The following is a 24,275-nucleotide window of genomic DNA, read 5'->3' as shown; positions in this document are numbered from 1 at the left end:
CGTGCACCAGCGTAGTCAACCAGCCAATGCCCCTGGCAGACCCCCTGCGCCGGTGATGCCCCGGTGGTGCGACCCGGGGGCCCGCCGGCCTCAGTCCACCCTTCGAGCCTGCCCCAACAACTGGGCCTCGGCACCGGTCGGTCCGCTCATCACGAAGACCCGCCGCCGGCGGTTACCCCAGAGGGTGACCCCGTCGCCGAGCGTGGGGAGGGCGGCGACCTCGCCCGGTGGCAGCTCCAGTACCTGTCCCGCCAGCGCCGCCTCCTGCGGCGCGACCCGCTGGACGCCGACCAGGTCGGCGGCGCCCAACAGCCGCTCCGCGCCGGGCCCGAGGAAGGGCAGCAGGGTCAGCGTGGTCTGCCAGGGGCCGGCCGAGAGCCGGCTGCGCGGCGGTCGCGCGCCGCAGTCCCGAACCACCAGCACCGGGGCCGCGACGGACGCGCCCTGCGGGCCGATCCGGCCCACCGGGTGCACCGTGACGCAGGGCTGGCCGCCACCGGCGGCCTGCGCCACCGAGGCCCAGGCCTGGTGCCGCGCGGTCTCCACGGCGACGCGCGCCCCGGTCGCGGCCGCCCGCAGGGCGATCAGCTGGGCCGTCCACACCCCGCCGACCAGGATCACCTCGTAGGCGCTGGGCCGGAACAGGCCGATCACCGCGGGGGCGTTGGAGCCGTCCACGCCGATCACCACCCCGTCGTCGCCGACCGGCAGCGTCAGCGCCGACAACTGCTCCCGGCTCAGTACGTGCTGTTCCCGTCGCGGCCCGCGCAGGCCGAATCCGGGCAGCACCCGCCGATCGGCCGTGCCGCCTGCCTCCACCGTGGTCACCGCGCCCGCTCCCCTCACCGTGTGCCGCCCAGCGGCAGCGTCGCCAGCACGCCCGGAACCTGTTCGTGGTCGAGCCGGACCAGTCCGACCCCGGCGCTCCTGGCCCGGGTCTCCAACTGCCTGGTCACCTGATCGAGGTCACCCTCACCGCGCGCGGTCACCCGGACGTGTCCGCTCAGCGCCACCGAGCCGTTGCCGGCCTGACGGACCGTCAGCCCGAAGCTGCTGCCCAGCGCCGGCATCCCGGTGAGCAGGTTGACCAGATCCGCGGAGCCGGTACCGGTCCCCGGGGCGGTGAGCCTGGGCCACTGGCCGATCCAGTAGGTGGTGTGCCAGCGGTCGTCGCAGCGCCAGGCCTTGGCGGTCTCCGAGGTGCGCCGGCCACCGGTGGCCGACGCGTTGGTCCGCAGCGGGCTGGCGCAGGTCGCGGTGGAGACGGCCGCGGTCACCCCGGCGGTGTCGAGCACCGTCGCCCGCAGCCCGGCCCCCACCAGCCGGCTGGCCAGCTGGTCGGTGGCGCGCTGCAGCGCCTTGCGGGCGCCCGCCTCGCCACCGCCGCGGGCGGCCACCGCGGTGCGGCACAGCTCCGGGTCCAGTCTGACGGCGACCCAGGTCATCCGCAGGCCCGGAGTGGAGGCGCCGTTCGGCAGCTCCCGGTAGCCGCGGGCGGCCAGTGCCTGCTCGGGCAGGTGCGGCGCGGGTGCGGGCTGGCTGTACTGGACCACCTGCACCGAGTCCACGGTCACGTCGTCGACCTGCAGCGCGTCGGCCAGCAGGTCCAGCGGGAGCCCGGCGTGCCCGTCACGGGCCGGGCGCAGCGGATCGTCCAGGGCCTCGACCTGGATGACGGCGGTCAGGAAGGTCCCGTCGCCGATCATGCCGATCTCGCGCCGCTCCCGGCGGCCGGTGGTCGCGCTGCCGCCGACCTGCACGGTGTGCTGCACGGTCCGCAGCGCCGGCTCGCACTCCAGCACCGGGGCGATCGCCGGGTCCACCTCGCCCGGCGCCTCGGTCCGGGACCGGCGCTGCCGGTCCCGCAGCCCGGACCTGGCGCGCATCATCTCGGCCGGGGTGAGCCCGTGCCGGCGCGCCAGCGCCAGCAGCACCAGGACCGCGGCCACGGATCCGCAGGGGACCAGCACCTTCATGCCGGCGCCCAGGCCCACCGCCACCAGGACCGCGGCGATCTCGAACAGCACCAGCTGCGGGAGCCGCAGCGGTCCGATCCGCCCCGGCCGCGGTCGCGGCACCGGCTGGACCGGGGCCGACCGGCGGGCTTCGGGCAGCTGGTCGCGCGGTGGTGCGGTCTGGCTTGACATCCCCCGGGTCAACCTTTCTGGACGGACGGCGCGGTGCTAAGGGTGGCCGGTTGGCTGATCGCAATACCGTACCCGTACGGTACGTAGGGTCCGCGCGCGGGCGCTGGGTGGTCCCGGAAAATCGGGGCACCCGCGGAGTTGGAGAACTGGGGACGGGGAGAGTCGACAGCATGGCGTCACGCCGGAACGAACTGAGCGCCTACACCTTCTCACGGAGGCGCACCGTCGCGGCCTTCCTCCAGCCCTCCGGCGGGGGCAACGAGGAGGACGCGCCCAAGCCCCGGCGCGCCGTGGTGCCCGGTCTGATCGTGGGAGCGGTGGCGGTCGCCGGGTTCGGCGCCTACGGCATGATCAAGCCGTCGGCGCCGCTGCACTGGGACACCGCCAACGCGGTGATCGTGGACAAGGAGACCACCACCCGGTACGTGATGATGGATCACGAACTGCACCCGGTGCTGAACATCGCCTCGGCACGGCTGCTGCTGACCCCCGGCTCCACGGTGGAGGAGGTCGACGACAAGGTCCTCAACTCGGGCAAGGTCCCGCACGCCCCGACCGTCGGCATCCCCTACGCACCGGACAGCCTGCCGACGGCCAAGGACGCGGCCACGGCGAAGTCCTGGGTGGACTGCGAGCGCCCGGCCGCCGGCGGCCAGAACGCCACCGACCAGAAGCTGTTCGTGCTGGGCGGCCCCGACGCCGCCAAGGTCTCCGGAGCCGGCAGCGTCGGAGCGAACCAGGCCCTCTACGTCCGGGCCCCCAGCGGTACCTACCTGGTCGACTCGACCGGTACCGCGCACCAACTGGCCGCGGACAGCGGGCAGGACGAGCTGTTGGCCACGGTGGCCCTCGGCGCGACCGTCGGCCAGCCCCAGGTCGTGACCAAGGACTGGCTGGCCACGCTGCGCACGGGCGACCCCATCACCGTCCCCAAGGCGGACATCGCCGACTTCGGTGCGGCGGTGAACTTCCTGGGGCACGACTTCCACGTCGGCGACACCTTCCGGGTGGCCGAGGGCAACAGCGCCTACCTGCACTACGTGGTGCTGCATGACGGCGTCCACCCGATGTCCGACTTCACCGACGGCCTGGTCCAGGCGCTGCACCCGGAGAAGACCACCGAGACCGTGATGTCCGCGGCCGCGGTCGCCGGGGCCAACAACAAGGGGGCCTTCGAAGGGGACAAGGACTGGCCGCTGAAGTCGGTGACCCAGGTGAACACCTCCGCCACCGGCGTGGCCTGCAGCGTCTACACGGGTGCCACGACCGCCGCCGGCGTGCCGGTGCTGGGCCTGTGGACCGGCTCGGGGTACCCGGTCGACAGTTCGTCAGGGACCGCGGGCGTCTACGTCACCCCCGGCACCGGGCTGCTGTTCCGCTCGGTCACCGGGACCAGCACCACGGCCGGACCGGTCAGCCTGCTCACCGACACCGGTCTGCGCTACCCGGTGCAGCTCAACTCCGACGGCAGCAGCCCTTCCGCCGGCGCCTCGGCCGCCACGGGCAGCGGTTCGACCAGCACCGGCCAGAGCGGCCAGCAGCAGGACAACGCCCAGTCCCGGCTGGGGTACAGCGGCATCACGCCGCCGCCGGTCCCGGAGGCGTGGACCGGGCTGCTCTCGGCCGGTCCGGCACTCACCACCGCGGCGGCGGGCCAGCAGCAGGGCTCCTGAGTCTCCGTCAGCCCCTCGCGGTGCGGCCCCGCAGGTCCGCGCAGGCAGCGGCGGTGCGTGTCCGCACCGCCCGCGCGGGACGGGAAAGTTGTCCACAGCCCGGTGTTGGGGGCGTTGCACATGACAGCTAGAGTGCTGTGGGACACCACCGTAGTGGTGTCGGCCGCCGGCGCCCGGTAGGGCGCCCGGTCTCGATGGTCTGTCTCATGGGGGACGGTGTACATGTCGGGTCAGTTCAGGACTACCGCCGATGAGATGCGGGCCTTTTCGGCACGCATCGCTGACGTCAACGCGCAGATCCAGGCCGAGCTCAGCCGGCTGGAGAGCCTGGTCAGCTCCATCACCTCGGGGTGGCAGGGTTCCGCCGCCTCGTCGTACAACACGCTTCAGGCGAAGTGGAACCAGGACGCGGCCAAGCTCAACAAGGTGCTCAACGAGATCAAGGACGCCATCGACGCCTCCTCGGCCTCGTACAGCGGCACCGAGCAGGAGCAGCAGTCCTCGATGAGCAAGATCGCTTCTGCTCTCGGCTGACCAGACCGCATCAACTCCACTGCCTGAGAAGGGGACAGCATGTCCGACAACGGCCACATCCTGGTCAATTTCTCCACCATCTCGAACGCCGCCGAAGAGGTGCGCAGCACCGCCGGTCGGGTCCAGTCGCAGCTCGACGACCTGCAGGCCGGCGTCTCCCGGATCGCCCAGAGCTGGGAGGGCAAGGCGCAGGAGGGCTACCAGGCCCGCCAGGCGGAGTGGAACTCCTCCGCCTCGGACCTGCACACCGTGCTGACGCAGATCGCCGCCGCGCTCGACAGCGCCGCGCAGAACTACCAGTCGACCGAGAACAAGAACGCCAGCATCTGGGGCTGACAGTCGCGGACGCCGTCGCCGTGCCGGGCCCGCCTGAGCGGGACCCGGCACGGCGCGTTGTTGCCGACGCCTTCTCGACCACGGACACCGCGGGGGAACGAACACCAGTGAGCAGGCACCACCACCGCCGCCGTGCGGCGCTCCCGGCGCTGCTCGCCGCGGCCGCGCTGACCGTCACCGCGCCGGGACCCGCCCTGGCCCTCGACCACCCTCCGCGCACCGCGCTCGCCTCGGACGGCCAGTGCGTCTTCCCGTCCGCGAACATCCCCGGCGAACCCTGGTCGCTGCAGCGGGTGCTGCTGTCGCAGCTGTGGCGCTACGCCACCGGCAAGGGGGTGACCGTGGCGGTGATAGACACCGGTGTCGACAACACCAACCCGCAGCTCCGCGGCGCGGTCGTGGCCGGGACCAGCTATCTGACCGGCGACAAGGGCACGTCGTTCACCGACACCGTGGGCCACGGCACCATGGTGGCCGGCATCATCGCGGCCCGCCCGGCCCAGGGCACCGGATTCGTCGGCCTGGCCAAGGACGCCACCATCCTGTCGCTGCGCCAGAACGACGGCCAGGGCAGCGGCGGCGACATCGAGAACATGGCCAAGGCCGTGGACGAGGCCGTGGCCAAGGGCGCCGGCGTCATCAACATCTCGCAGGACGTCTCCTCGAACGGCAAGCCGGTCTACCAGCCGGAGAGCGGGGACCTGGGCAAGGCCATCGCCAAGGCGATCCGGCACGGGGTCGTGGTGGTCGCGGCGGCCGGGAACGAGAACCTCTCGGATCCGACCTACCCGGCCGCGTTCCCCGGGGTGCTCGGTGTCGGCGCCTCGGACCGGGACAACGAACGTGCCGACGGTTTCTCCGAGACCGGCCCCTCGGTGCAGGTCGCGGCACCGGGCGTGGACATGGTCTCCACCGTGCCCAAGGGCGGCCAGTGCGTCGACTCCGGCACCAGCTTCGCCGCACCGTACGCGGCCGCGGTCGCGGCCCTGCTCAAGCAGAAGTACCCGACCTGGACCCCGGCGCAGATCATCGCCAGGATCGAGCAGACCGCGCAGCGCACCGACGCCGGCCGCAACAACTACGTCGGCTGGGGCGTCGTCGACCCGGTCGCGGCCCTCTCGGACGACTCCCCGCCGGAGTCCGCCGCGGTGCCCACGGTGCGCAGCAGGACCTCGGCAGCACCGCTGCAGCCGATGCCGATGGCGCTCGGCGAGACCCAGGCCGACCGCGACCGGCGGACCGCCGCGTACGTGCTGGGCATCGGGCTGCTCGTGGTGCTGCTGATCACCGGTACCGCCGTGGTCGTCCGCGACATGCAGCGCCGCCGCACGGACTGAGCCGTACGGCGGCGCTTCGGATCCTGCTGGGGCCGCTGGTCAGACGGCGGGCTTCTCGTCCTCGGGGACGGTGATCACCCAGCGGGTCTCCGGCCGCGGCCGGAGGTAGAACACCCAGTACAGGGCGGCGGCGGCGGTGATGCCACCGGTGATCCACAGCGCCTCGGCGTCCTGCTGCTTCATGACGTAGGCGAGCACGGCCAGGATGATCACGGGAACGACCGGCCAGGCCGGCATCCGCCAGGCTCCGGACTCCTTGTGCTTTCCGCGCCGTGCGCCCAGCGCCGCGACCGCGACGAAGCCGTAGAGCAGGGTCACCGCCACTCCGGTGACCAGGCTCAGGGTGCCCAGGTTGACGAAGCAGAGCACGGCACCGGGGACGCCGACGGCCAGGGTGGCCACCCAGGGGGCGCCGAAGCGGGCGCTGATGGTGGAGAAGGCGCGGTTGACCGGCTCGGGCCAGGCCTTGTCCCGGGCGGAGGCGTAGAGCACCCGGGAGTTCTGGATCACCATGACGATGGCCGCGTTGATGATGGCCAGGGCGACGCAGAGGCTGACGATGTTGCCGACGGTCGAGTTGGTCCAGGCGGTCACCATGCCGCTGATGTCGCCGTTGGCCAGGGCCGTGAGGCTGGGCGCGCCCAGGGTGATGGCGATGACCGGCACCAGGATCACGGCGGAGCCGATGACCAGGGTCCACATCACGGTGCGCGGGACGGTGCGCTGCGGGCGGTCCATCTCCTCGGACAGGTAGACGGCGGTGGAGAAGCCCTGGGTGATGAACAGCGCTCCGGCGAGCCCGACGATGATGGTGCTGGTGCCGACCGCGCCACCGGGCAGGTGCGGGTGGATCAGCACCGAGGCCGGCCGGTTGGCGTGGGCGAAGCCGAGCACCGCTACCAGCGAGGCCGCGGCGACCTCCAGGCACAGGAAGATGCCGGTGATCCAGGCGTTGGCGCGCAGGTCCAGCAGACCGACCAGGGTTGCAGCAAGCATGACCGCGGCGCCGCCGATCTTCGGGATCCACGACGACATGGTTGCCGGGTTGGCGCCGAAGACCGGTGCCAGGTACTCGGCGGTGCCCATGGCGATGATCGGGGGAACGATCATGACCACGATCATCGCCTGGATGAACGCCAGCCATCCGGCGAAGCGGCCCACGGTGTGGCCGGCCATCGCGTACTCGCCGCCGGCGCTGGGGATCAGCGTGCCGAGCTCGGAGTAGCACCAGGCCACGCCCACGCACAGGACCATGGCGATCAACAGGGTCAGGGCGGTCCCGGTGCCGAGGCTGGCGAAGGAGAGCGGCACCAGCACGAACAGCGAGGAGGCCGGGGTCACGCACGACAGCGTGAGCAGGGTCCCGCCGACGACGCCGAGGGATCGCTTCAGCTTCTGGGGCTCGTCGGCCGGAGGGGCGTCCGCGATGCGGTCCTGGGGCGGACGGCTCAGGATGTCGGTCATGTGCGTTCCGATCGGATCGGTGGGGCTCTGGTGCGGGAGAAGCGGTATCGCCTCCGGTCGGATTGGCTGCTGCGAATCTGTCGCTCTCCGGCCGCCATGTAACCCCTGCCGTTAACGGGGCGTCAAGGGCGGATTTGCTTCGGATTTCGTTGTGCAGTGGCGAGGTTGCAACTGATGTGATGGCCCATCAGCGATCTGAGTCAAATGACCTCTTTGTCCATCTGCCTTGGTATCGATTGACTTCATGAAACTCTGCCTGCAATTAAAAGGATGGCTCTGCTGTCAACCTGTCATCCTTATGGATCTTTGCCGCCCTGTGAGGGCATGGAAAAAGGGGTCGCCGAGTGACGAATCACTCAGCGACCCCTTCGGATCGGACGGTCGTGTCCGGATAACGATTTACTGCTGCTGGCCGACCCACCCGGTCTGCACGGTGAACGTCCCGCGCCTGCGGGTGACCAGGACGCCCCGGCCCGGCGGCATCTGCTGCGGCCGGACGTTGCCCATCAGCACGCCCTCGTCGCGGTCGCCGGACAGCACGATGCCCTGCGCGCCCAGCTCCTTCAGCCGCTGCATCACCGGCTCGTAGAGGGCCCGGCCGGCGCCGCCGGAGCGGCGGGCGATGATGATGTGCAGCCCGATGTCCTTGGAGAACGGCAGCACCTCCAACAGCTGCTGCAGCGGGTTGCCGGTCGACGTGGCCACCAGGTCGTAGTCGTCGATGACCAGGAACAGCTCGGCGCCCGACCACCAGCTGCGGTCCCGCAGCTGCTCCTGGGTGACGTCGGGGCCGGGGATGCGGCGCTCCATCGAGCCCCTGATGTCGCCGAGGAACGCCTGCAGGGCCGGCTGCGCCGCCGCGTACTCCAGCAGGTGCGGACTGGTGACCACCCCCAGCAGCGACCGCCGGTAGTCGCCGATGACGATGCGGGCCTGTTCCGGGGTGTAGCGCTCGGTGATGCCCTTGAGCAGCAGCCGCAGCAGCGCCGTCTTCCCGGTCTCGCCGTCGCCGAAGACGATGAAGTGCGAGTCGGTGTCGAAGTTCAGGAACACCGGCGCCAGCGCGTTCTCGTCGATGCCGATGGCGATGCCCTGCTCGGGGTGCTCGAAGCCCTTGGGCAGCCGGTCCGCGGGCAGCACCGCGGGCAGCATCCGCACCTGGGGGGCGCGCGGGCCGGTCCAGGAGCTGTTCACGGCCTGGACGAAGGCGGTCACGCCGTCCGCGAGGTCGTCGATGCCGCCGGAACCGTCGATCCGCGGCAGTCCGCCCAGGAAGTGCAGCTTGTCCGCGGTCAGGCCGCGCCCCGGCGCCCCGGCCGGCACGTTCTGGGCGACCCTGCGGTCGATCTCCGACTCCATCGGGTCGCCGAGCTTGAGCTCGATCCTGGTCTGCAGCAGGTCCTTCAGCGCCGGACGGATCTCCCCGTAGCGGGAGGCGCCCACCACCACGTGCACGCCGTAGGCCAGACCGCGCTGGGCGATGTCGGTGACCAGCGGTTCCAGCAGCTCGAACTCCTGACGGAAGGTGAGCCAGCCGTCGATCACCAGGAAGACGTCGCCGTACTGCTCGCCGGGGAGCGTGCCGTTCTTGCGACGGTTGCGGAAGGTCGCGATGGAGTCGATGCCCTGGGCCCGGAACAGCTCCTCGCGCTGGGTCAGCAGGCCGGAGACCTCGCTGATCATGCGGCGCACCTTGTCGGCGTCCAGCCGTCCGGCGACCCCGCCGACATGGGGCAGGTCCTGCATCCCGATCATGCCGCCACCGCCGAAGTCCAGCAGGTAGAACTGCACCTCGGCGGCGGTGTGGGTGAGCGCGAAGGAGCTGACCATGGTGCGCAGCAGGGTGGACTTGCCCGAGCGCGGACCGCCCACCACCATGCCGTGCCCGGCGGCCCCGGAGAAGTCCAGGTAGAGCAGGTCGCGACGCTGCTCGAAGGGCTTGTCGACCAGGCCGATCGGGGCCACCAGACGGCTGGTCCCGGCGTACTCGGGCGCGCACAGGCCCCGGTCCGGCACCGCTCCCAGCGGCGGCAGCAGCTGGTCCAGCGAGGGGGCCTCGCTGAGCGGCGGCAGCCACACCTGGTGCGCCGGCGGGCCCTGGCCCTCCAGCCGGTCCACGATCACGTCCAGCACGGTGTCCGCCAGTGCGTCGTCCTGGCGGCGCGGGGCCTCCGGCTCCATCTCGTTCAGCGGCAGCAGCGGCTTGGCCACCGGGGCGCCGGTGAACAGCACCGGGCGCTGCCTGCGCACCCGGCCGGTCGACTCCTGGACCGCGCCGCTGCGGTAGGGGCCGGACACGTAGGCGGCCTTGAACTGTGCCATCACATCGGTGCCGAACTTGAGGTAGCCGACGCCGGGCACCGGCGGCAGGTGGTAGGCGTCCGGAACGCCCAGCGCCGCCCGGGACTCGGCGGCGGAGAAGGTCCGCAGCCCGATCCGGTAGGAGAGGTAGGTGTCCAGGCCGCGCAGCCGGCCCTCCTCCAGCCGCTGCGAGGCCAGCAGCAGGTGCACGCCCAGGGACCGGCCGATCCGGCCGATCTGGATGAACATCTCGATGAAGTCGGGCTTGGCGGTGAGCAGCTCGCTGAACTCGTCGATGATCAGCAGCAGCGAGGGCAGCGGCTCCAGCGGGGCCCCGGCGGCGCGGGCCCGCTCGTAGTCGTGGATGTTGGCGTAGTTGCCGGCCGCGCGCAGCAGCTCCTGACGGCGGTTCAGCTCGCCGGTGATGGAGTCGCGCATCCGGTCGACCAGGGTGAGCTCCTCGGCCATGTTGGTGATGACCGCGGAGGTGTGCGGCATGTCCGCCATGCCGGCGAAGGTCGCACCGCCCTTGAAGTCGGCCAGGACGAAGTTCAGCACCTCCGAGGAGTGCGTCATCGCCAGGCCGAGCACCAGGGTGCGCAGCAGCTCCGACTTGCCGGAGCCGGTCGCGCCGACGCACAGGCCGTGCGGGCCCATGCCCTCCAGCGCCGCCTCCTTGAGGTCCAGCATCACCGGCTCGCCGCCGGCCCCCAGGCCGATCGGGACGCGCAGCTTCTCGTGCATCGGCCGCGGCCGCCAGGTCCGGGCCACGTCCACCGACATGGCGTCGCCGACGCCCATCAGATCGGTGAAGTCCAGGTTGGCCAGCAGCGGTTCGTCGTCGTCGCCGATCGAGGCCCGCAGCGGGGCCAGCTGCCGGGCCAGTGCCTCGGCCTGCCAGGCACTGAGCACGTCGGGCCGGCCGCGGTAGACGCTGCCGGTCGCCGAGGTCAGCTGCATCTCCTCGGGGCCCACCACCACGGCCAGGGCGCCGCGCGGTTCGTCCAGGTCGCCGGGGACGACTTCGATGACGGTCACCCCCTGCAGTCCTTCGCCGCTGGCCAGCACCGAGTCCGCGCCGACCGCGGCGCCGTCCAGGACCACGACCAGGTGCGGCTGCTCCGGGACCGGGGTCGCGTCGCGGTGGAAGCGGGCCCGGCCGGTCAGCTGGTCCGCGAGCATGTCCTCCAGGGCGTCCAGCGAGGTGCAGATCATGCGGGCGGATCCGGCCCCGTCCGACTCGCTGGGGTGCTGGACGTGGGGCAGCCACTTGGCCCACTCCCACTCGGGGCCGGCGCCGGGGGCGGCGGCGATGCCGATCATCAGATCGTCGGGGGAGTGCAGGGTGCTCAGCTGAGCGAGCGCGGCGCGCACGCTCCCGTACACGGTGTCCGGGTCACCGGAGACCGAGAGGTGGTAGAAGGCGCGCAGGGAGACGGCCAGCGGCAGGTCGGGCAGGGTGCCGTGGGCGGCGAGGAAGCTCTTCATCGCCTCGGCGGTCAGCGGCTCCAGCTCGTCCACCGGCGCCGTCTGCGGCGGGACCAGACGGGTCGACAGCTGCTGCGGTCCGGTGCCGATCCTGATCTGGGCGAAGTCGCTGTCACTGGCCCGGCGCTCCCAGAGCCGGCGGCCCTCGGCGACCACGGCCCACAGCTGGTCCGGGGCGGGGTGCAGGTAGAGCTGGGCGTCGCGCTGCTCGGTCGCGGTGCGGCGGACCTGCTTGCGCAGCTGGGCCAGGTACTTGAGGTAGTCGCGGCGCGCGTCCTCCATCTCCCCGCCGCCGCCCTTGCGCTGGGAGCTGATCTGGGCGACGGCCATGGCGACGGTCGAGGCGACCATCAGACCGCCCATCACCTTCATCATCATCTGCATGCCGGGCATGAAGAAGAAGGCGGCCGAACCCGCGGTGGCCAGCATCGGCAGCATGGACTGCCACCACTTGCCGCCGTCGCCGCGAGGGAGCTCGGGAGGCGATTCCAGGCGGACTTCCTCGCTCGGAACCGTGGGCGGGTGCGCCCGCGGCGGTCGCTTGACGGTTACCACGCTCAAGGTCGTACCAGCCTCGTCCTGTCGAGTCCCCTGACGGGCACGGGCGGTCGCCGCTGGCGCGCTCCCCGTGTCACCGCTCTCCGCAGGGGCCGATCCTAGTCCCTACCGTGACAGGGGCAGGCCAGGGGTCGGAACTCCCCACGCCCCCTATATAGGGAGCGGTCGTGCACATAGCGGTGGTGCGGTGGGCGCTCCGGCCGGGCACCGGCCCACCCGCGGATGCCGGTAGGGTGAGCGGCTGACAGAGGACAGCAAAGATTGCCAACGCGGCACTCACAGGGGGAGGGGCTCCGGGTGAGCACCAGCGCAGCCACCGGATTCTGCCGGGTCACCGTCGTCGCACCGGACAGCCGGATCGACGTCGCCCTGCCGGAGGACATCCCCCTGGCCGACGTCTACCCCGAGGTGCTGCGGCTGTCCGGGCAGACCCTGCCCGAGGGCGCGCCCACCGGGTTCCACCTGGTGCGCCGCGACGGCACGGTGCTGGACAGCAGCCTGCCGCTGATCGCCCAGCAGGTCCGCGACGGCGACCTGCTCAGCCTGCGCCCCTTCGCCGACTCGCTGCCCCCGGCGGTGTACGACGACGTGGCCGAGGCCATCGCCACCGCGGTCTCTGCCGACCGCAGCCTGTGGGGTCCGCAGCTGATGCGCGGCGCCGCGCTGATCGGTGGCGTGGTGCTGCTGGTGCTGCTGGGCTTCGCCCTGTGGTTCTGCGACCTGCGCCACGACATGCACTCCCTGCCGGGCCTGCTCTCCGGCGTCACCGCACTGGTGCTCACCGCGCTGGCCGGGGTCCGCGCCCGGGTCTACGACGACCGGGGCTCGGCGCTGGCGCTCGGGCTGGCCGCGCTGCCGCACGCGCTGATCGGCGGCTCCGGGATCATCGCGATCGACCAGAACCAGGCCATGACGAACGGGCCCGGCCGGGTCCAGTTCCTGGTCGGCTGCGTCGCCGTGCTGGTGCTGTCGGTGCTGCTCACCGCGCTGATGCCGGGCGGCGACGCGCCTTTCGTGGCCGCCACCGTGGTCTCCGCGGCCGGTACCGCGGCCACCTTCGCCGCCATCCTCACCGACGCCTCGGCCCGCCAGGTGGCCGCGGCCGCCGCGGTGGTCGCGGTGGCGCTGATCGGCTTCCTGCCCCAGCTCTCGGCCCGCTTCGCACGCCTCCCGGTCGCCTTCCACGCCCCGCAGCAGATCGACCCCCGCGCGAACGGCCGGCTCAGCAGCCAGGCCGCAGCCCAGGCCGCCGCCGAGGAGGACCCGGCCGACTACACCCGGATCGCCGCCAAGGCCCGTCGCGGCCACGAACTGCTGGTCGGACTGGTCGGCGGCTGCGCCGCCGTGGTCATCGGCAGCACCGCGGTCCTCGCCTTCACCGACAGCACCTGGCCGGAGGTGCTGGCGCTGGTCCTCGGCCTGAGCACGATGCTCCGGGCCCGTCTGTTCCGGCACACCACCCAGGTCATCTGCCTGCTCGGGGCCGGTCTGCTCAGCCTCGGCCTGCTGGTGGTCGGGATCTCGCTGAACCTGCAGGGCTTCCTGATCACCAACATGTCCAGGACCTCGACGGTGGACGTGCACATCCTGGGCCTGGGCGCGGCCATCGCCCTCGGCGCCGCACTGCTGGTGGCCGTCGCGCTGATCGTGCCCACCCGCGGGGTCTCCCCGTTCTGGGGCCGCATCCTGGACCTGGTCGACGGCCTGCTGCTGGTCTCGCTGATCCCGCTGGCACTGGCCGTCCTCGACGTCTACTCGACGGTCCGCAGCTTCACCAGCTGACGGCTGCGGAAGGGGCTGTCAAGGGGTACTCTGCCGCGCTGGTAGGCTGGTGCAGGGTCCAAGGCGTGTCCTTGGCCCCGCCCGCCGGGTTCCACGAGTTCCTGTGAAGCAGACCAGGACCACCCGGCAGCACTGAGACACCAAGGAGTTGCTGTGGCCCTCGACGCCGCTGTCAAGAAGCAGATCATGGACGAGTTCGGCACCAAGGAGGGCGACACCGGCTCCCCCGAGGTCCAGGTCGCCATGCTCAGCCGTCGTATCTCGGACCTGACCGAGCACCTCAAGACCCACAAGCACGACCACCACTCGCGTCGTGGCCTGCTGCTCCTCGTCGGCCAGCGCCGCCGTCTGCTGCAGTACCTGGCCAAGAAGGACATCGAGCGCTTCCGTACCCTGGTCGACCGCCTCGGCATCCGTCGCGGTGCCGCCGGCGCGGCCCGCTAGTACCTCGCCCGGGGGCGGCTCCCACTCGATGGGAGCCGCCCTTCGGCACATCCTGGTCCCGATCCCTCCTCCCGTGAACGGGAGGGGCCGCCCCGCGGAAATGATTGGGCAGGGCGCACGCGTGGGAAAGACTGCGTGCGTAAGGTGAGAACGAAGGGTGAAGCGCCCTCCGGTCGCGCGCGCCGCGCGTGACGACGAGAGGGCCCGACACCGCGGGACGACCGGACCGGTCGCCGCCCGCAAAGACGCGGAGCGTCCACACGCATCCCGACCGCCGGCGCCACCGGGCGCCGGTCCTCGGTAGTGGCCGCCGGAGGACCGAGCGCACCAGCGCCGCCCGTCCGGAGGCTTCGATCGAAGACCGGCCAGGGCCGCCACCAGGTCGATCGGTGCGGGGGCGCTCCACCTGAGGAATACGAAGGAGATCTTCCAGGTGGAAGACAACACCACGCACGAAGCCGTAGCCGTCATCGACAACGGTTCTTTCGGTACCCGCACCATCCGCTTCGAGACCGGTCGTCTCGCCAAGCAGGCCGCCGGCTCCGCCGTCGCCTACCTGGACGACGAGACGATGATCCTCTCGGCGACCAGCGCCTCGAAGCAGCCCAAGGACCACTTCGACTTCTTCCCGCTGACGGTGGACGTCGAGGAGCGGATGTACGCGGCCGGGCGCATCCCCGGCTCGTTCTTCCGTCGCGAGGGCCGCCCCTCCGAGGACGCGATCCTCACCTGTCGTCTGATCGACCGCCCGCTGCGCCCGTCCTTCGTCAAGGGCCTGCGCAACGAGATCCAGGTCGTCTGCACGATCATGGCGCTCAACCCCGACGACCTCTACGACGTCGTGGCCATCAACGCCGCCTCCGCCTCCACCCAGCTGGCGGGCCTGCCGTTCTCCGGCCCCATCGGCGGTGTCCGGGTCGCGCTGATCAAGGGCCAGTGGGTCGCCTTCCCGCGCCACAGCGAGCTGGAGGAGGCCGTGTTCGACATGGTCGTCGCCGGTCGCACCCTGGCCGACGGCGACGTCGCGATCATGATGGTGGAGGCCGAGGCCACCGCCAAGACGATCGAGCTGGTCAAGGGCGGCGCCACCGCCCCGACCGAGGACGTCGTGGCCGCCGGCCTGGAGGCCTCCAAGGTCTTCATCAAGGAGCTGTGCCGCGCGCAGTCCGAGCTGGCCGCCCACGCCGCCAAGCCCACCGGCGAGTTCCCGATCTTCCTGGACTACCAGGACGACGTGTTCGAGGCGCTCAGCGCCGCGGTCACCGAGGAGCTCGCGCAGGCGCTCACCATCGCCGGCAAGCAGGCCCGCGAGGCCGAGCTGGACCGGGTGAAGGGCCTCGCCTCCGACAAGCTGCTCCCGCAGTTCGAGGGCCGCGAGAAGGAGATCTCCGCCGCGTACCGCTCGCTGACCAAGAAGCTGGTCCGCCAGCGGGTCATCAAGGACAAGGTCCGCATCGACGGCCGCGGGGTCACCGACATCCGCACCCTGGCCGCCGAGGTCGAGGTCATCCCGCGCGTCCACGGTTCGGCCCTGTTCGAGCGCGGCGAGACCCAGATCCTGGGTGTCACCACGCTGAACATGCTCCGGATGGAGCAGCAGCTGGACACGCTGGCGCCGGAGACCCGCAAGCGCTACATGCACAACTACAACTTCCCGCCGTACTCCGTCGGCGAGACCGGCCGCGTGGGCTCGCCCAAGCGCCGCGAGATCGGCCACGGCGCGCTCGCCGAGCGTGCGCTGCTCCCCGTGCTGCCGACCCGCGAGGAGTTCCCCTACGCGATCCGTCAGGTGTCCGAGGCCCTCGGGTCCAACGGCTCCACCTCGATGGGCTCGGTCTGCGCCTCGACCATGTCGCTGCTGAACGCCGGTGTGCCGCTGAAGGCCGCCGTCGCCGGTATCGCCATGGGCCTGATCTCGCAGGAGATCGACGGCGAGACCCACTACGTCGCGCTGACCGACATCCTGGGCGCCGAGGACGCGTTCGGCGACATGGACTTCAAGGTCGCCGGCACCAAGACCTTCGTCACCGCGCTGCAGCTCGACACCAAGCTCGACGGCATCCCCGCCTCGGTCCTGGGCGCCGCGCTGAAGCAGGCCCACGACGCGCGTCTGCACATCCTCGACGTGATGAACGAGGCGATCGACGTCCCGGACGAGATGTCCGAGTTCGCGCCGCGCATCATCACCATCAAGATCCCGGTTGACAAGATCGGTGAGGTCATCGGCCCGAAGGGCAAGATGATCAACCAGATCCAGGAGGACACCGGCGCGGACATCACCATCGAGGACGACGGCACCATCTACATCGGTGCGGTCGACGGTCCCTCGGCGGAGGCTGCCCGTACGACGATCAACCAGATCGCCAACCCGACCATGCCGGAGGTCGGCGAGCGCTACCTGGGCACCGTGGTGAAGACCACGACCTTCGGCGCGTTCGTGTCGCTCATGCCGGGCAAGGACGGCCTGCTGCACATCTCGCAGATCCGCAAGCTCGCCGGTGGCAAGCGCGTGGAGAACGTCGAGGACGTGCTCGCCGTCGGCGCCAAGGTGCAGGTCGAGATCGCCGAGATCGACCCGCGCGGCAAGCTCTCGCTGATCCCCGTGGTCGAGGGCGAAGAGGCTCCGGCCGAGGCCGAGGCCAAGTAGCAGTACGGCACCACCCTGCGGCCCGGTCCCCCGTTCGGAGGACCGGGCCGCACCCCGTAGCCCAGCACCCGGCAACACCTGCCGGTGCTCGTCAGCGCCTAAGGAAGTCACGTGGCACAGCAGCCCACGGCTGCGCAGCAGCGCCCCGGTTCCACCAAGACCCTGCTCAAGGGCACGGACGGGGCCGGCGTCGTGCGCCGTACCGTCCTCCCCGGCGGCCTGCGGGTCGTCACCGAGACCCTGCCGACGGTGCGCTCCGCCGCCTTCGGCATCTGGGTCGGCGTCGGCTCGCGCGACGAGACACCGGTGCTCAACGGTGCCACGCACTACCTGGAGCACCTGCTCTTCAAGGGCACCGGGCGGCGCAGCGCCCTGGACATCTCCTCCGCGCTGGACGCGGTCGGCGGCGAGATGAACGCCTTCACCGCCAAGGAGTACACCTGCTACTACGCGCGGGTGCTCGACAACGACCTGCCGCTGGCCATCGACGTGGTCAGCGACATGCTGACCGGATCGCTGATCCGCCAGGAGGACATCGACACCGAGCGCGACGTCGTCCTCGAAGAGATCGCGATGACCGAGGACGACCCGGGGGACGTGGTCCACGACCTGTTCGCCCAGGTGATGTTCGGCTCCTCGCCGCTGGGACGACCGGTGCTCGGCACCGTCGACACCATCAACGCGCTCACCCGGGACCAGGTGGCCGGCTTCTACAAGCGCCGCTACCGCCCGGAGCACCTGGTCGTGGCCGCGGCAGGCAACGTCGACCACGCCAAGGTGGTCCGCCAGGTCGAGAGGGCCTTCGCCGCGGCGGGCGCGCTGACCCGAAGCGACACCGCCCCGGCCGAGCCGCGCGGCGGCACCCGCGCGCTGCGCACGGCGGGCCGGGTCGAGATCCTGGACCGGCCGACCGAGCAGGCCCACCTGGTCCTCGGCCTGCCCGGCCTGGCCCGCAACGACCCGCGCCGCTGGGCCCTCGGCGTGCTCAACTCCGCACTGGGCGGCGGCATGAGCTCCCGGCTGTTCCAGGAGGTCAGGGAGAAGCGCGGCCTCGCCTACTCGGTCTACTCGTACTCCTCCTCCTACGCCGACACCGGCCTGTTCGGGATCTACGCCGGCTGCCAGCCCAAGCGCGTGGAGGAGGTGCTGACGATCTGCCGCGCGGAGCTCCAGCGCGTGGCCGAGCAGGGCATCACCGAGGAGGAGCTGAGCCGGGCGATCGGCCAGATCTCCGGATCCACCGTGCTGGGCATGGAGGACACCGGCTCGCTGATGTCCCGGATCGGCAAGGCCGAGCTCTGCTACGGCACCCACCTCTCGGTGGACGACCTGCTGGCGAAGATCTCCGCGGTGACCCTGGACGACGTCCGCGAGGTCGCCACGTCGGTGCTCGGCGGCTACAAGCCCTCACTGGCCGTCATAGGGCCGGTCAGCGGCAAACGCGCCGAACGCCTCACCGAGGCCCTCTAGCCCCGAAGGGGCTGTCAGGGCGCGGGGAACTGCGCTGCCAACCGACGCCCTGCCGTCACTCGCCCTCAGACAAGGAGTTGCCCCCCGGATGACCACCCCTATCCGCGTCGCAGTAGTAGGCGCCACCGGTCGCATCGGCTCCGAGGCCGTCCGGGCCGTGGATTCCGCCCCGGACCTGGAACTGGTCGCGGCCCTCGGCCGGGCCGACAAGCGGGAGAAGCTCGTCGACGCCGGGGCGCAGGTAGCCATCGAGCTGACCCATCCGGACCAGGTCATGGCCAATGTCGAGTTCTGCGTCAACAACGGCATCCACGCGGTGGTGGGGACCACCGGGTGGACCCCGGAGCGCCTGGAAGCACTCAGAACCTGGCTGGCCGGTGCCCCCGGCACCGGGGTGCTGATCGCGCCCAACTTCTCCATCGGCGCGATCCTCACCATGCGCTTCGCCCAGCAGGCGGCCCGGTTCTACGAGTCCGTCGAGGTCGTCGAGCTGCACCACCGGAACAAGGCGGACGCCCCCAGCGGCACCGCCACCCGTACGGCCCAACTCATCGCGGCGGCTCGCGCCGAGGCCGGCCTGGCCCCGCAGGAGGACCCGACCACCCACGGCCTGGACGGCGCCCGCGGCGCGGACGTGGACGGGGTACCGGTGCACTCGGTGCGGCTGCGCGGCCTGCTGGCCCACCAGGAGGTGCTCTTCGGGGACCAGGGCGAGACGCTGACGATCCGTCATGACTCGCTGCACCACAGCAGCTTCATGCCCGGCATCCTGCTGGGCGTGCGCCGGGTGGTGGACGCGCCGGGGCTGACCGTCGGCCTCGAGAACTTCGTCTTCGAGGAAGCATGATCGCCAAGATCACCTATTTCGGCGTCTCGATCTGCCTGCTGCTGGGCTTCCTGGTCATCGTGGTGATCGGGGGCCAGCTGATGGCGACCGGCAACGGCCTGGCCATCGGCATGGGCGTCGCCGCCGAGGTGCTGGTGGTGCTGGGTGCCTGGTTCCTCTGGAAGACCTACCGCTTCGGCCGGCGCAGCGCCGCGCTGGCGCGGGCGCTGGAGGCCGAGGGCGGCCTCCCGGTGGACGAGCTGAAGCGCAGTGCCGGCGGTCGCATCGACCGGAACTCGGCGGACGCGGTCTTCGCCCGGCGCCAGGCCGAGACGGAGCGCACTCCGGAGGACTGGCGCGCCTGGTTCCGCCTGGCCGTCGCCTACGCGGACGCCCGTGACACCCCGCGCGCCCGCAAGGCGATGCAGCACGCCATCAAGCTCCACGACGGACCGGGGCGGGGAGCCCGGGGAGCACCGACCGCTGGCTGACGACCTGTTCGGCGGCGGGGACGGTCGCGTACTGAAGCTCGGTCAGGAGCGCGCCGCCCAGCCTCAGGGTGGTGCGCTCGCCGGTCGGGCGCAGCCCCTGGCGCTCGTAGAAGGAACGACCCCTGGCATTGCCCTCCAGGACCCAGAGCACCTGCTGCCGGTGCCCGTCCGCCCTGAGGCGTGCGCAGGCGGCATCGAGCAGTGCCGCCCCCGCGCCGGTGGACCAGGCGTCCGGATGGGCGTACAGCGCGTACACCTCGCCCCGGGTCCCGCCGTGCTCCTCGCAGCCGTGGCCGCCGTCGCGGTAGTGGCTCGGCATCGGCCGTTCCGGGCCGGCCAGGGCGAAGGCGACGATCCGGTCGCCGCGCAGGGCCACCAGGTCGTGGTAGCCGGCCGGATTCCCCCGGAGCCTGCGCACCGCCCGGCCGACGGCCTCGGGTCCGGTGTCCATGGCGTCCAGGTAGGCAGGCGGCATCAGGTCCGCGTAGGCGGCGCGCCAGGACGCGGCACGCAGCCGCACCACCTCGGCGACGTCCGCTGCTTCCACATCCCGGACCTGGGGTTGTTCCAGTCGTTCCGACATACCCTCCCTTTCCTGTGTCCCAGGGTAGGGAGTCGGCCGGCCGACCCGTGCCCCCGGCGCCGCTAGGCTGGCCCGCGGCCGTTACCGGCCCGGACGCAGCACCGCACCACCGAAAGGACGCAGCAGGTGACCGACGAAGCCCCCGCCGTACCGGAGCCGATCTTCAGGGACGACGTCACCGTCGAGCTCGTGCGCAGCAGCGCGCAGGACGCCGACGTGCTGTTCGCCGCTCGGGTGTCCACCGCCGGCGAGCAGTCCATCGACGAGCTCGGAAAGGACCCGGCGCGGTCCAAGGGGCTGATCAACTACCTGATGCGCGACCGCCACGGCACCCCGTTCGAGCACAACTCGATGACCTTCCTGGTGAGCGCCCCGATCTTCGTCTTCCGGGAGTTCCACCGGCACCGCAGCGGCTGGAGCTACAACGAGGAGAGCGGCCGCTACCGCGAGCTGCAGCCGGTCTTCTACGTCCCCGCCGCCGAGCGCAAGCTGGTGCAGAAGGGCCGCCCCGGCAAGTACGAGTTCTTCGAGGGCACGGCCGACCAGTACAAGGCCGTGAGCTCCGCGATGGAGGACTCGTACCGCCAGTCCTACGCCGCCTACCAGGCGATGCTCGCCGAGGGCGTGGCCCGTGAGGTGGCCCGAGCGGTGCTGCCGGTGGGTCTCTTCTCGTCCATGTACGCGACCTGCAACGCCCGCTCGCTGATGCACTTCCTCTCGCTGCGCACCAAGGACGAGCGGGCCAAGGTGCCCTCGTTTCCGCAGCGGGAGATCGAGATGGTGGCGGAGAAGATGGAGGCGAAGTGGGCCGAACTGATGCCCCTGACGCACGCCGCCTTCAACGAGCACGGACGGGTCGCGCCCTAGGGACAGCGGCGTTGTGGGGGTTCTTGTCTCACATGGAGTCAGATCTCTCATATGTCCCATTTGCGGGATATCGCACTGTTCCTTAGTCTCAGAACACGAGCCCCGGTGCCGCCTGAACCCCCGAGCAGGCGGCACCGGGCTCCTCATTCCCGTTTCTCCTGATGGACCGCCTGTGCTGGGACGCACCGGCAACGAGTAGCGTTGGGTTCATGGCTCCGACCTCCACCCCCGAGATCCCCTTCGGCAGGGCGCTGACCGCGATGGTGACCCCGTTCACCGCCGACGGTTCCCTCGACCTCGAAGGCGCCCAGCGTCTGGCGGCCCATCTGGTCGCCGCGGGCAACGACGGACTCGTCGTGAACGGCACCACCGGCGAATCGCCCACCACCACCGACGCCGAGAAGAGCGCGCTGGTCAGGGCCGTGGTGGAGGCTGTCGGAGACCGCGCCCACGTGGTCGCGGGGGTGGGGACCAACGACACCCGCCACTCGGTCGAGCTGGCCCACCAGGCTGAGCAGGCCGGTGCGAACGGCCTGCTGGTCGTGACGCCCTACTACAACAAGCCGCCGCAGGAGGGTCTGCGCCGGCACTTCACCGCGGTCGCCGACGCCACCGGCCTCCCGGTGATGCTCTACGACATTCCGGGCCGCAGCGGTGTCCCCATCGACACCGAGACGCTGGTCCGTCTGGGCGAGCACCCCCGGATCGTCGCCAACAAGGACGCCAAGGGCGACCTCGGCGCGGCCGGCTGGGCGATCTCCCGCAGCGGTCTGGCCTGGTACTCCGGCGACGACATGCTCAACCTGCCGCTGCTCTCGATCGGTGCGGTCGGGTACGTCAGCGTCGTCGGCCATGTGGTCTCGGCGGAACTGCGTGACATGCTGGACGCCCACCTCGCGGGCGACGTGGCCAAGGCCGCGGAGATGCATCAGCGCCTGTTGCCGGTTTTCACCGGTATGTTTCGTACTCAAGGCGTGATCACCACCAAGGCTGCCCTGTCCCTGCAGGGCCTCCCGGCCGGTCCGCTGCGACTGCCGCTGGTCGAGGCCACTGACGCTGAGATCGAACAGCTGAAGAAGGATCTTGCCGCCGGAGGGGTACACCTCTGACACCGGAGGGGTACACCTCCGAACAACAGACTTCCACGTCCTGCCCGCCCGCCGGAACTGTGACGTGTTGCACCACGGAAAAGAAGAAACGATGCCGCCCGCACTGTGCGCCCAACCGGGGTGCGCGGTGCGCGCGGAGAGGAGAGACTTTTGAGCCATCCGCACCCTGACCTGGGCACCCCGCCGCCGCTCGCCGAGGGGGCGCTCCGCGTCACCCCGCTGGGCGGACTCGGTGAGATCGGCCGCAACATGACGGTTTTTGAGTACGGCGGCCGCCTGCTCATCGTCGACTGCGGCGTCCTGTTCCCCGAGGAGCAGCAGCCCGGCGTCGACCTGATCCTGCCCGACTTCACCTCCATCCGGGACCGGCTGGACAAGATCGACGGCATTGTCCTCACCCACGGGCACGAGGACCACATCGGCGCCGTTCCGTACCTGCTCCGCGAGAAGCCCGACATCCCGCTGATCGGCTCCAAGCTGACGCTGGCGCTGATCGAGGCCAAGCTCACCGAGCACCGCATCCGGCCGTACACGCTGGAGGTGAAGGAGGGCGAGCGCGAGCGCATCGGCGCGTTCGACTGCGAGTTCATCGCGGTGAACCACTCCATCCCGGACGCGCTCGCCGTCGCCATCCGCACCCCGGCCGGCATGGTCGTCGCCACCGGCGACTTCAAGATGGACCAGCTGCCGCTCGACAAGCGGCTCACCGACCTGCCGACCTTCGCCCGTCTGGGTGAGGAGGGCATCGACCTGCTGCTGGTGGACTCCACCAACGCCGAGGTCCCCGGGTTCATCGCGCCGGAGCGGGACATCGGCCCGGTGCTCCAGCAGGTCTTCGACCGCGCCGACAAGCGGATCATCGTGGCCAGCTTCGCCAGCCACGTCCACCGCATCCAGCAGGTCCTGGACACCGCCCACGAGTTCGGCCGCAAGGTCGCCTTCGTCGGCCGCTCCATGGTCCGCAACATGGGCATCGCCCGTGACCTCGGCTACCTCAAGGTGCCGGGCGGCCTGGTCGTCGACGTGAAGACGCTGGACGACCTGCCCGACGAGGACGTGGTGCTGATCTGCACCGGTTCCCAGGGCGAGCCGATGGCCGCGCTGTCGCGGATGGCCAACCGGGACCACCAGATCCGCATCGTCGAGGGCGACACCGTCATCCTCGCGTCGTCGCTGATCCCGGGCAACGAGAACGCGGTCTACCGCGTCATCAACGGCCTGACCAGGTGGGGCGCCGACGTCGTGCACAAGGGCAACGCCAAGGTGCACGTCTCGGGCCACGCATCGGCCGGCGAGCTGCTGTACTTCTTCAACATCTGCAAGCCGCGCAACCTGATGCCGGTCCACGGCGAGTGGCGGCACCTGCGGGCGGTCTCCGAGCTCGGCCAGAAGACCGGCATCAGCAAGGACCACATCGTCATCGCCGAGGACGGCGTGGTGATCGACCTGGTCAACGGCTCTGCCAAGATCGTCGGCAAGGTCCAGGCCGGCTACGTGTACGTCGACGGTCTCTCGGTCGGCGACATCAGCGAGGGCTCGCTGAAGGACCGCCGCATCCTCGGTGAGGAGGGCATCATCTCGGTCTTCCTGGTGGTGGACTCCAACACCGGCAAGATCACTGCGGGCCCGAACATCCAGGCCCGCGGCTCCGGCATCGACGACGACGCCTTCGGCCCTGCCATCGCCAAGATGCAGGACGCACTGTCGCGCTCGGCGCAGGACGGCGTCATCGAGCCCCGTCAGGTCCAGCAGCTGGTCCGCCGGGTCCTCGGCAAGTGGGTGTCCGACACCTACCGCCGCCGCCCGATGATCCTCCCGGTGGTCGTGGAGGTCTGATCCCTCCGACTGCCTGAGAGGGCCCGTGCAGACACCTGGTCTGCACGGGCCCTCTCCGTTCCGGGCTCCGGTTCCCCGCTTCTCGGTTTGACACGGTCTTGACGGACGCGTAACGTTCTTCGAGTTGCCCTGCGGACAGCGGTGGCGGCGAAACCCCTGATGAGACGGCATGGCTCTGCTTTGGCATGCCGTTTATCGGGAAAGCGGTGGAATTGGCTCCGGCCGGGGAATTCCGCTAGAGTTTCACTCGTCGGAACGGGCCGCGAAGCAAACACTTCACGGGCCGGGAGGACGGAAAGCAAGCCGGAAACGGTCTGCTAGAGTAGAAAACGAAGGAAGCGCCCGGAGGGCTGGTGTGAAAGCCGCTCGAAGGAAGCGTCCG

General features: G+C 70.9%; 18 protein-coding genes. 13 read left to right on the top strand and 5 right to left on the bottom strand.

What is annotated here, in order from left to right:
• Positions 1-90: 90 nt before the first annotated feature.
• The gene (locus IF29_RS0137620) at positions 91-828 is read right to left on the bottom strand and encodes a hypothetical protein (protein ID WP_084715458.1); all 738 of its coding nucleotides are present in this window, start codon (positions 826-828) and stop codon (positions 91-93) included.
• A 14-nt stretch (positions 829-842) separates the two neighbouring features.
• Complete coding sequence (gene eccE / locus IF29_RS0137615) at positions 843-2,147, bottom strand: type VII secretion protein EccE (protein ID WP_030265596.1); 1,305 nt, start codon at positions 2,145-2,147, stop codon at positions 843-845.
• A gap of 170 nt (positions 2,148-2,317) precedes the next feature.
• Between eccE and eccB the strand changes: the two genes are divergently transcribed.
• From eccB to mycP, 4 genes are all read left to right on the top strand, one after another.
• The gene (gene eccB / locus IF29_RS0137610; protein WP_030265593.1) at positions 2,318-3,820 is read left to right on the top strand and encodes a type VII secretion protein EccB; all 1,503 of its coding nucleotides are present in this window, start codon (positions 2,318-2,320) and stop codon (positions 3,818-3,820) included.
• A 222-nt stretch (positions 3,821-4,042) separates the two neighbouring features.
• Entirely contained in the window at positions 4,043-4,354 is a 312-nt protein-coding gene (locus IF29_RS0137605; RefSeq protein WP_030265590.1) for a WXG100 family type VII secretion target, read from the top strand.
• 39 nt (positions 4,355-4,393) lie between these two features.
• Positions 4,394-4,690: a WXG100 family type VII secretion target gene (locus IF29_RS0137600; RefSeq protein WP_030265587.1), complete on the top strand. Its 297-nt coding sequence runs from the start codon at positions 4,394-4,396 to the stop codon at positions 4,688-4,690.
• A gap of 107 nt (positions 4,691-4,797) precedes the next feature.
• The gene (gene mycP, locus IF29_RS0137595; protein ID WP_030265584.1) at positions 4,798-6,027 is read left to right on the top strand and encodes a type VII secretion-associated serine protease mycosin; all 1,230 of its coding nucleotides are present in this window, start codon (positions 4,798-4,800) and stop codon (positions 6,025-6,027) included.
• Positions 6,028-6,066: 39 nt separating this feature from the next.
• Here mycP and IF29_RS0137590 read toward each other — a convergent pair whose 3' ends face one another.
• Both IF29_RS0137590 and IF29_RS0137585 read right to left on the bottom strand, forming a co-directional pair.
• Positions 6,067-7,491, bottom strand: coding sequence for an APC family permease (locus IF29_RS0137590; protein ID WP_030265580.1), 1,425 nt, complete (start codon positions 7,489-7,491; stop codon positions 6,067-6,069).
• 399 nt (positions 7,492-7,890) lie between these two features.
• Positions 7,891-11,841 (bottom strand): type VII secretion protein EccC, encoded by a 3,951-nt coding sequence (locus IF29_RS0137585; protein ID WP_030265577.1) that lies wholly within the window; start codon positions 11,839-11,841, stop codon positions 7,891-7,893.
• 294 nt (positions 11,842-12,135) lie between these two features.
• Between IF29_RS0137585 and eccD the strand changes: the two genes are divergently transcribed.
• From eccD to IF29_RS0137555, 6 genes are all read left to right on the top strand, one after another.
• Positions 12,136-13,620: a type VII secretion integral membrane protein EccD gene (eccD, locus tag IF29_RS0137580; protein WP_030265573.1), complete on the top strand. Its 1,485-nt coding sequence runs from the start codon at positions 12,136-12,138 to the stop codon at positions 13,618-13,620.
• A 153-nt stretch (positions 13,621-13,773) separates the two neighbouring features.
• Positions 13,774-14,064, top strand: a complete 291-nt coding sequence (gene rpsO / locus IF29_RS0137575) for a 30S ribosomal protein S15 (protein WP_030265570.1) — start codon at positions 13,774-13,776, stop codon at positions 14,062-14,064.
• 433 nt (positions 14,065-14,497) lie between these two features.
• On the top strand, positions 14,498-16,711 hold the full coding sequence (locus IF29_RS0137570) for a polyribonucleotide nucleotidyltransferase (protein ID WP_030265567.1): 2,214 nt from the start codon (positions 14,498-14,500) through the stop codon (positions 16,709-16,711).
• A gap of 111 nt (positions 16,712-16,822) precedes the next feature.
• Entirely contained in the window at positions 16,823-18,181 is a 1,359-nt protein-coding gene (locus tag IF29_RS0137565; RefSeq protein WP_030265559.1) for a M16 family metallopeptidase, read from the top strand.
• Positions 18,182-18,269: 88 nt separating this feature from the next.
• Positions 18,270-19,028: a 4-hydroxy-tetrahydrodipicolinate reductase gene (gene dapB / locus IF29_RS0137560; RefSeq protein ID WP_030265556.1), complete on the top strand. Its 759-nt coding sequence runs from the start codon at positions 18,270-18,272 to the stop codon at positions 19,026-19,028.
• Positions 19,025-19,498: a tetratricopeptide repeat protein gene (locus IF29_RS0137555; protein WP_030265553.1), complete on the top strand. Its 474-nt coding sequence runs from the start codon at positions 19,025-19,027 to the stop codon at positions 19,496-19,498. Before dapB ends, IF29_RS0137555 begins: the two co-directional genes overlap by 4 nt.
• On the opposite strand, the gene IF29_RS0137550 is transcribed toward IF29_RS0137555, so the two are convergent.
• Positions 19,443-20,081 (bottom strand): GNAT family N-acetyltransferase, encoded by a 639-nt coding sequence (locus tag IF29_RS0137550; RefSeq protein ID WP_051726550.1) that lies wholly within the window; start codon positions 20,079-20,081, stop codon positions 19,443-19,445. The two genes, IF29_RS0137555 and IF29_RS0137550, sit on opposite strands and share 56 nt — an antisense overlap.
• Before the next feature lie 126 nt (positions 20,082-20,207).
• Here IF29_RS0137550 and thyX point away from each other — a divergent pair, with 126 nt between their 5' ends.
• The 3 genes from thyX to IF29_RS0137535 all read left to right on the top strand — a co-directional run bounded on the left by thyX (position 20,208) and on the right by IF29_RS0137535 (position 23,893).
• On the top strand, positions 20,208-20,948 hold the full coding sequence (thyX, locus tag IF29_RS0137545; protein ID WP_030265547.1) for an FAD-dependent thymidylate synthase: 741 nt from the start codon (positions 20,208-20,210) through the stop codon (positions 20,946-20,948).
• A 209-nt stretch (positions 20,949-21,157) separates the two neighbouring features.
• On the top strand, positions 21,158-22,057 hold the full coding sequence (dapA, locus tag IF29_RS0137540) for a 4-hydroxy-tetrahydrodipicolinate synthase (protein ID WP_030265544.1): 900 nt from the start codon (positions 21,158-21,160) through the stop codon (positions 22,055-22,057).
• A gap of 150 nt (positions 22,058-22,207) precedes the next feature.
• Complete coding sequence (locus tag IF29_RS0137535) at positions 22,208-23,893, top strand: ribonuclease J (protein WP_030265541.1); 1,686 nt, start codon at positions 22,208-22,210, stop codon at positions 23,891-23,893.
• Positions 23,894-24,275: the final 382 nt, after the last annotated feature.

This window comes from Streptacidiphilus jeojiense (assembly GCF_000719095.1).
GTDB lineage: Bacteria > Actinomycetota > Actinomycetes > Streptomycetales > Streptomycetaceae > Streptacidiphilus > Streptacidiphilus jeojiensis.
The sequence above is the reverse complement of the archived record's forward strand: the minus strand, read 5'-3'. Positions and strand labels throughout refer to the sequence as shown.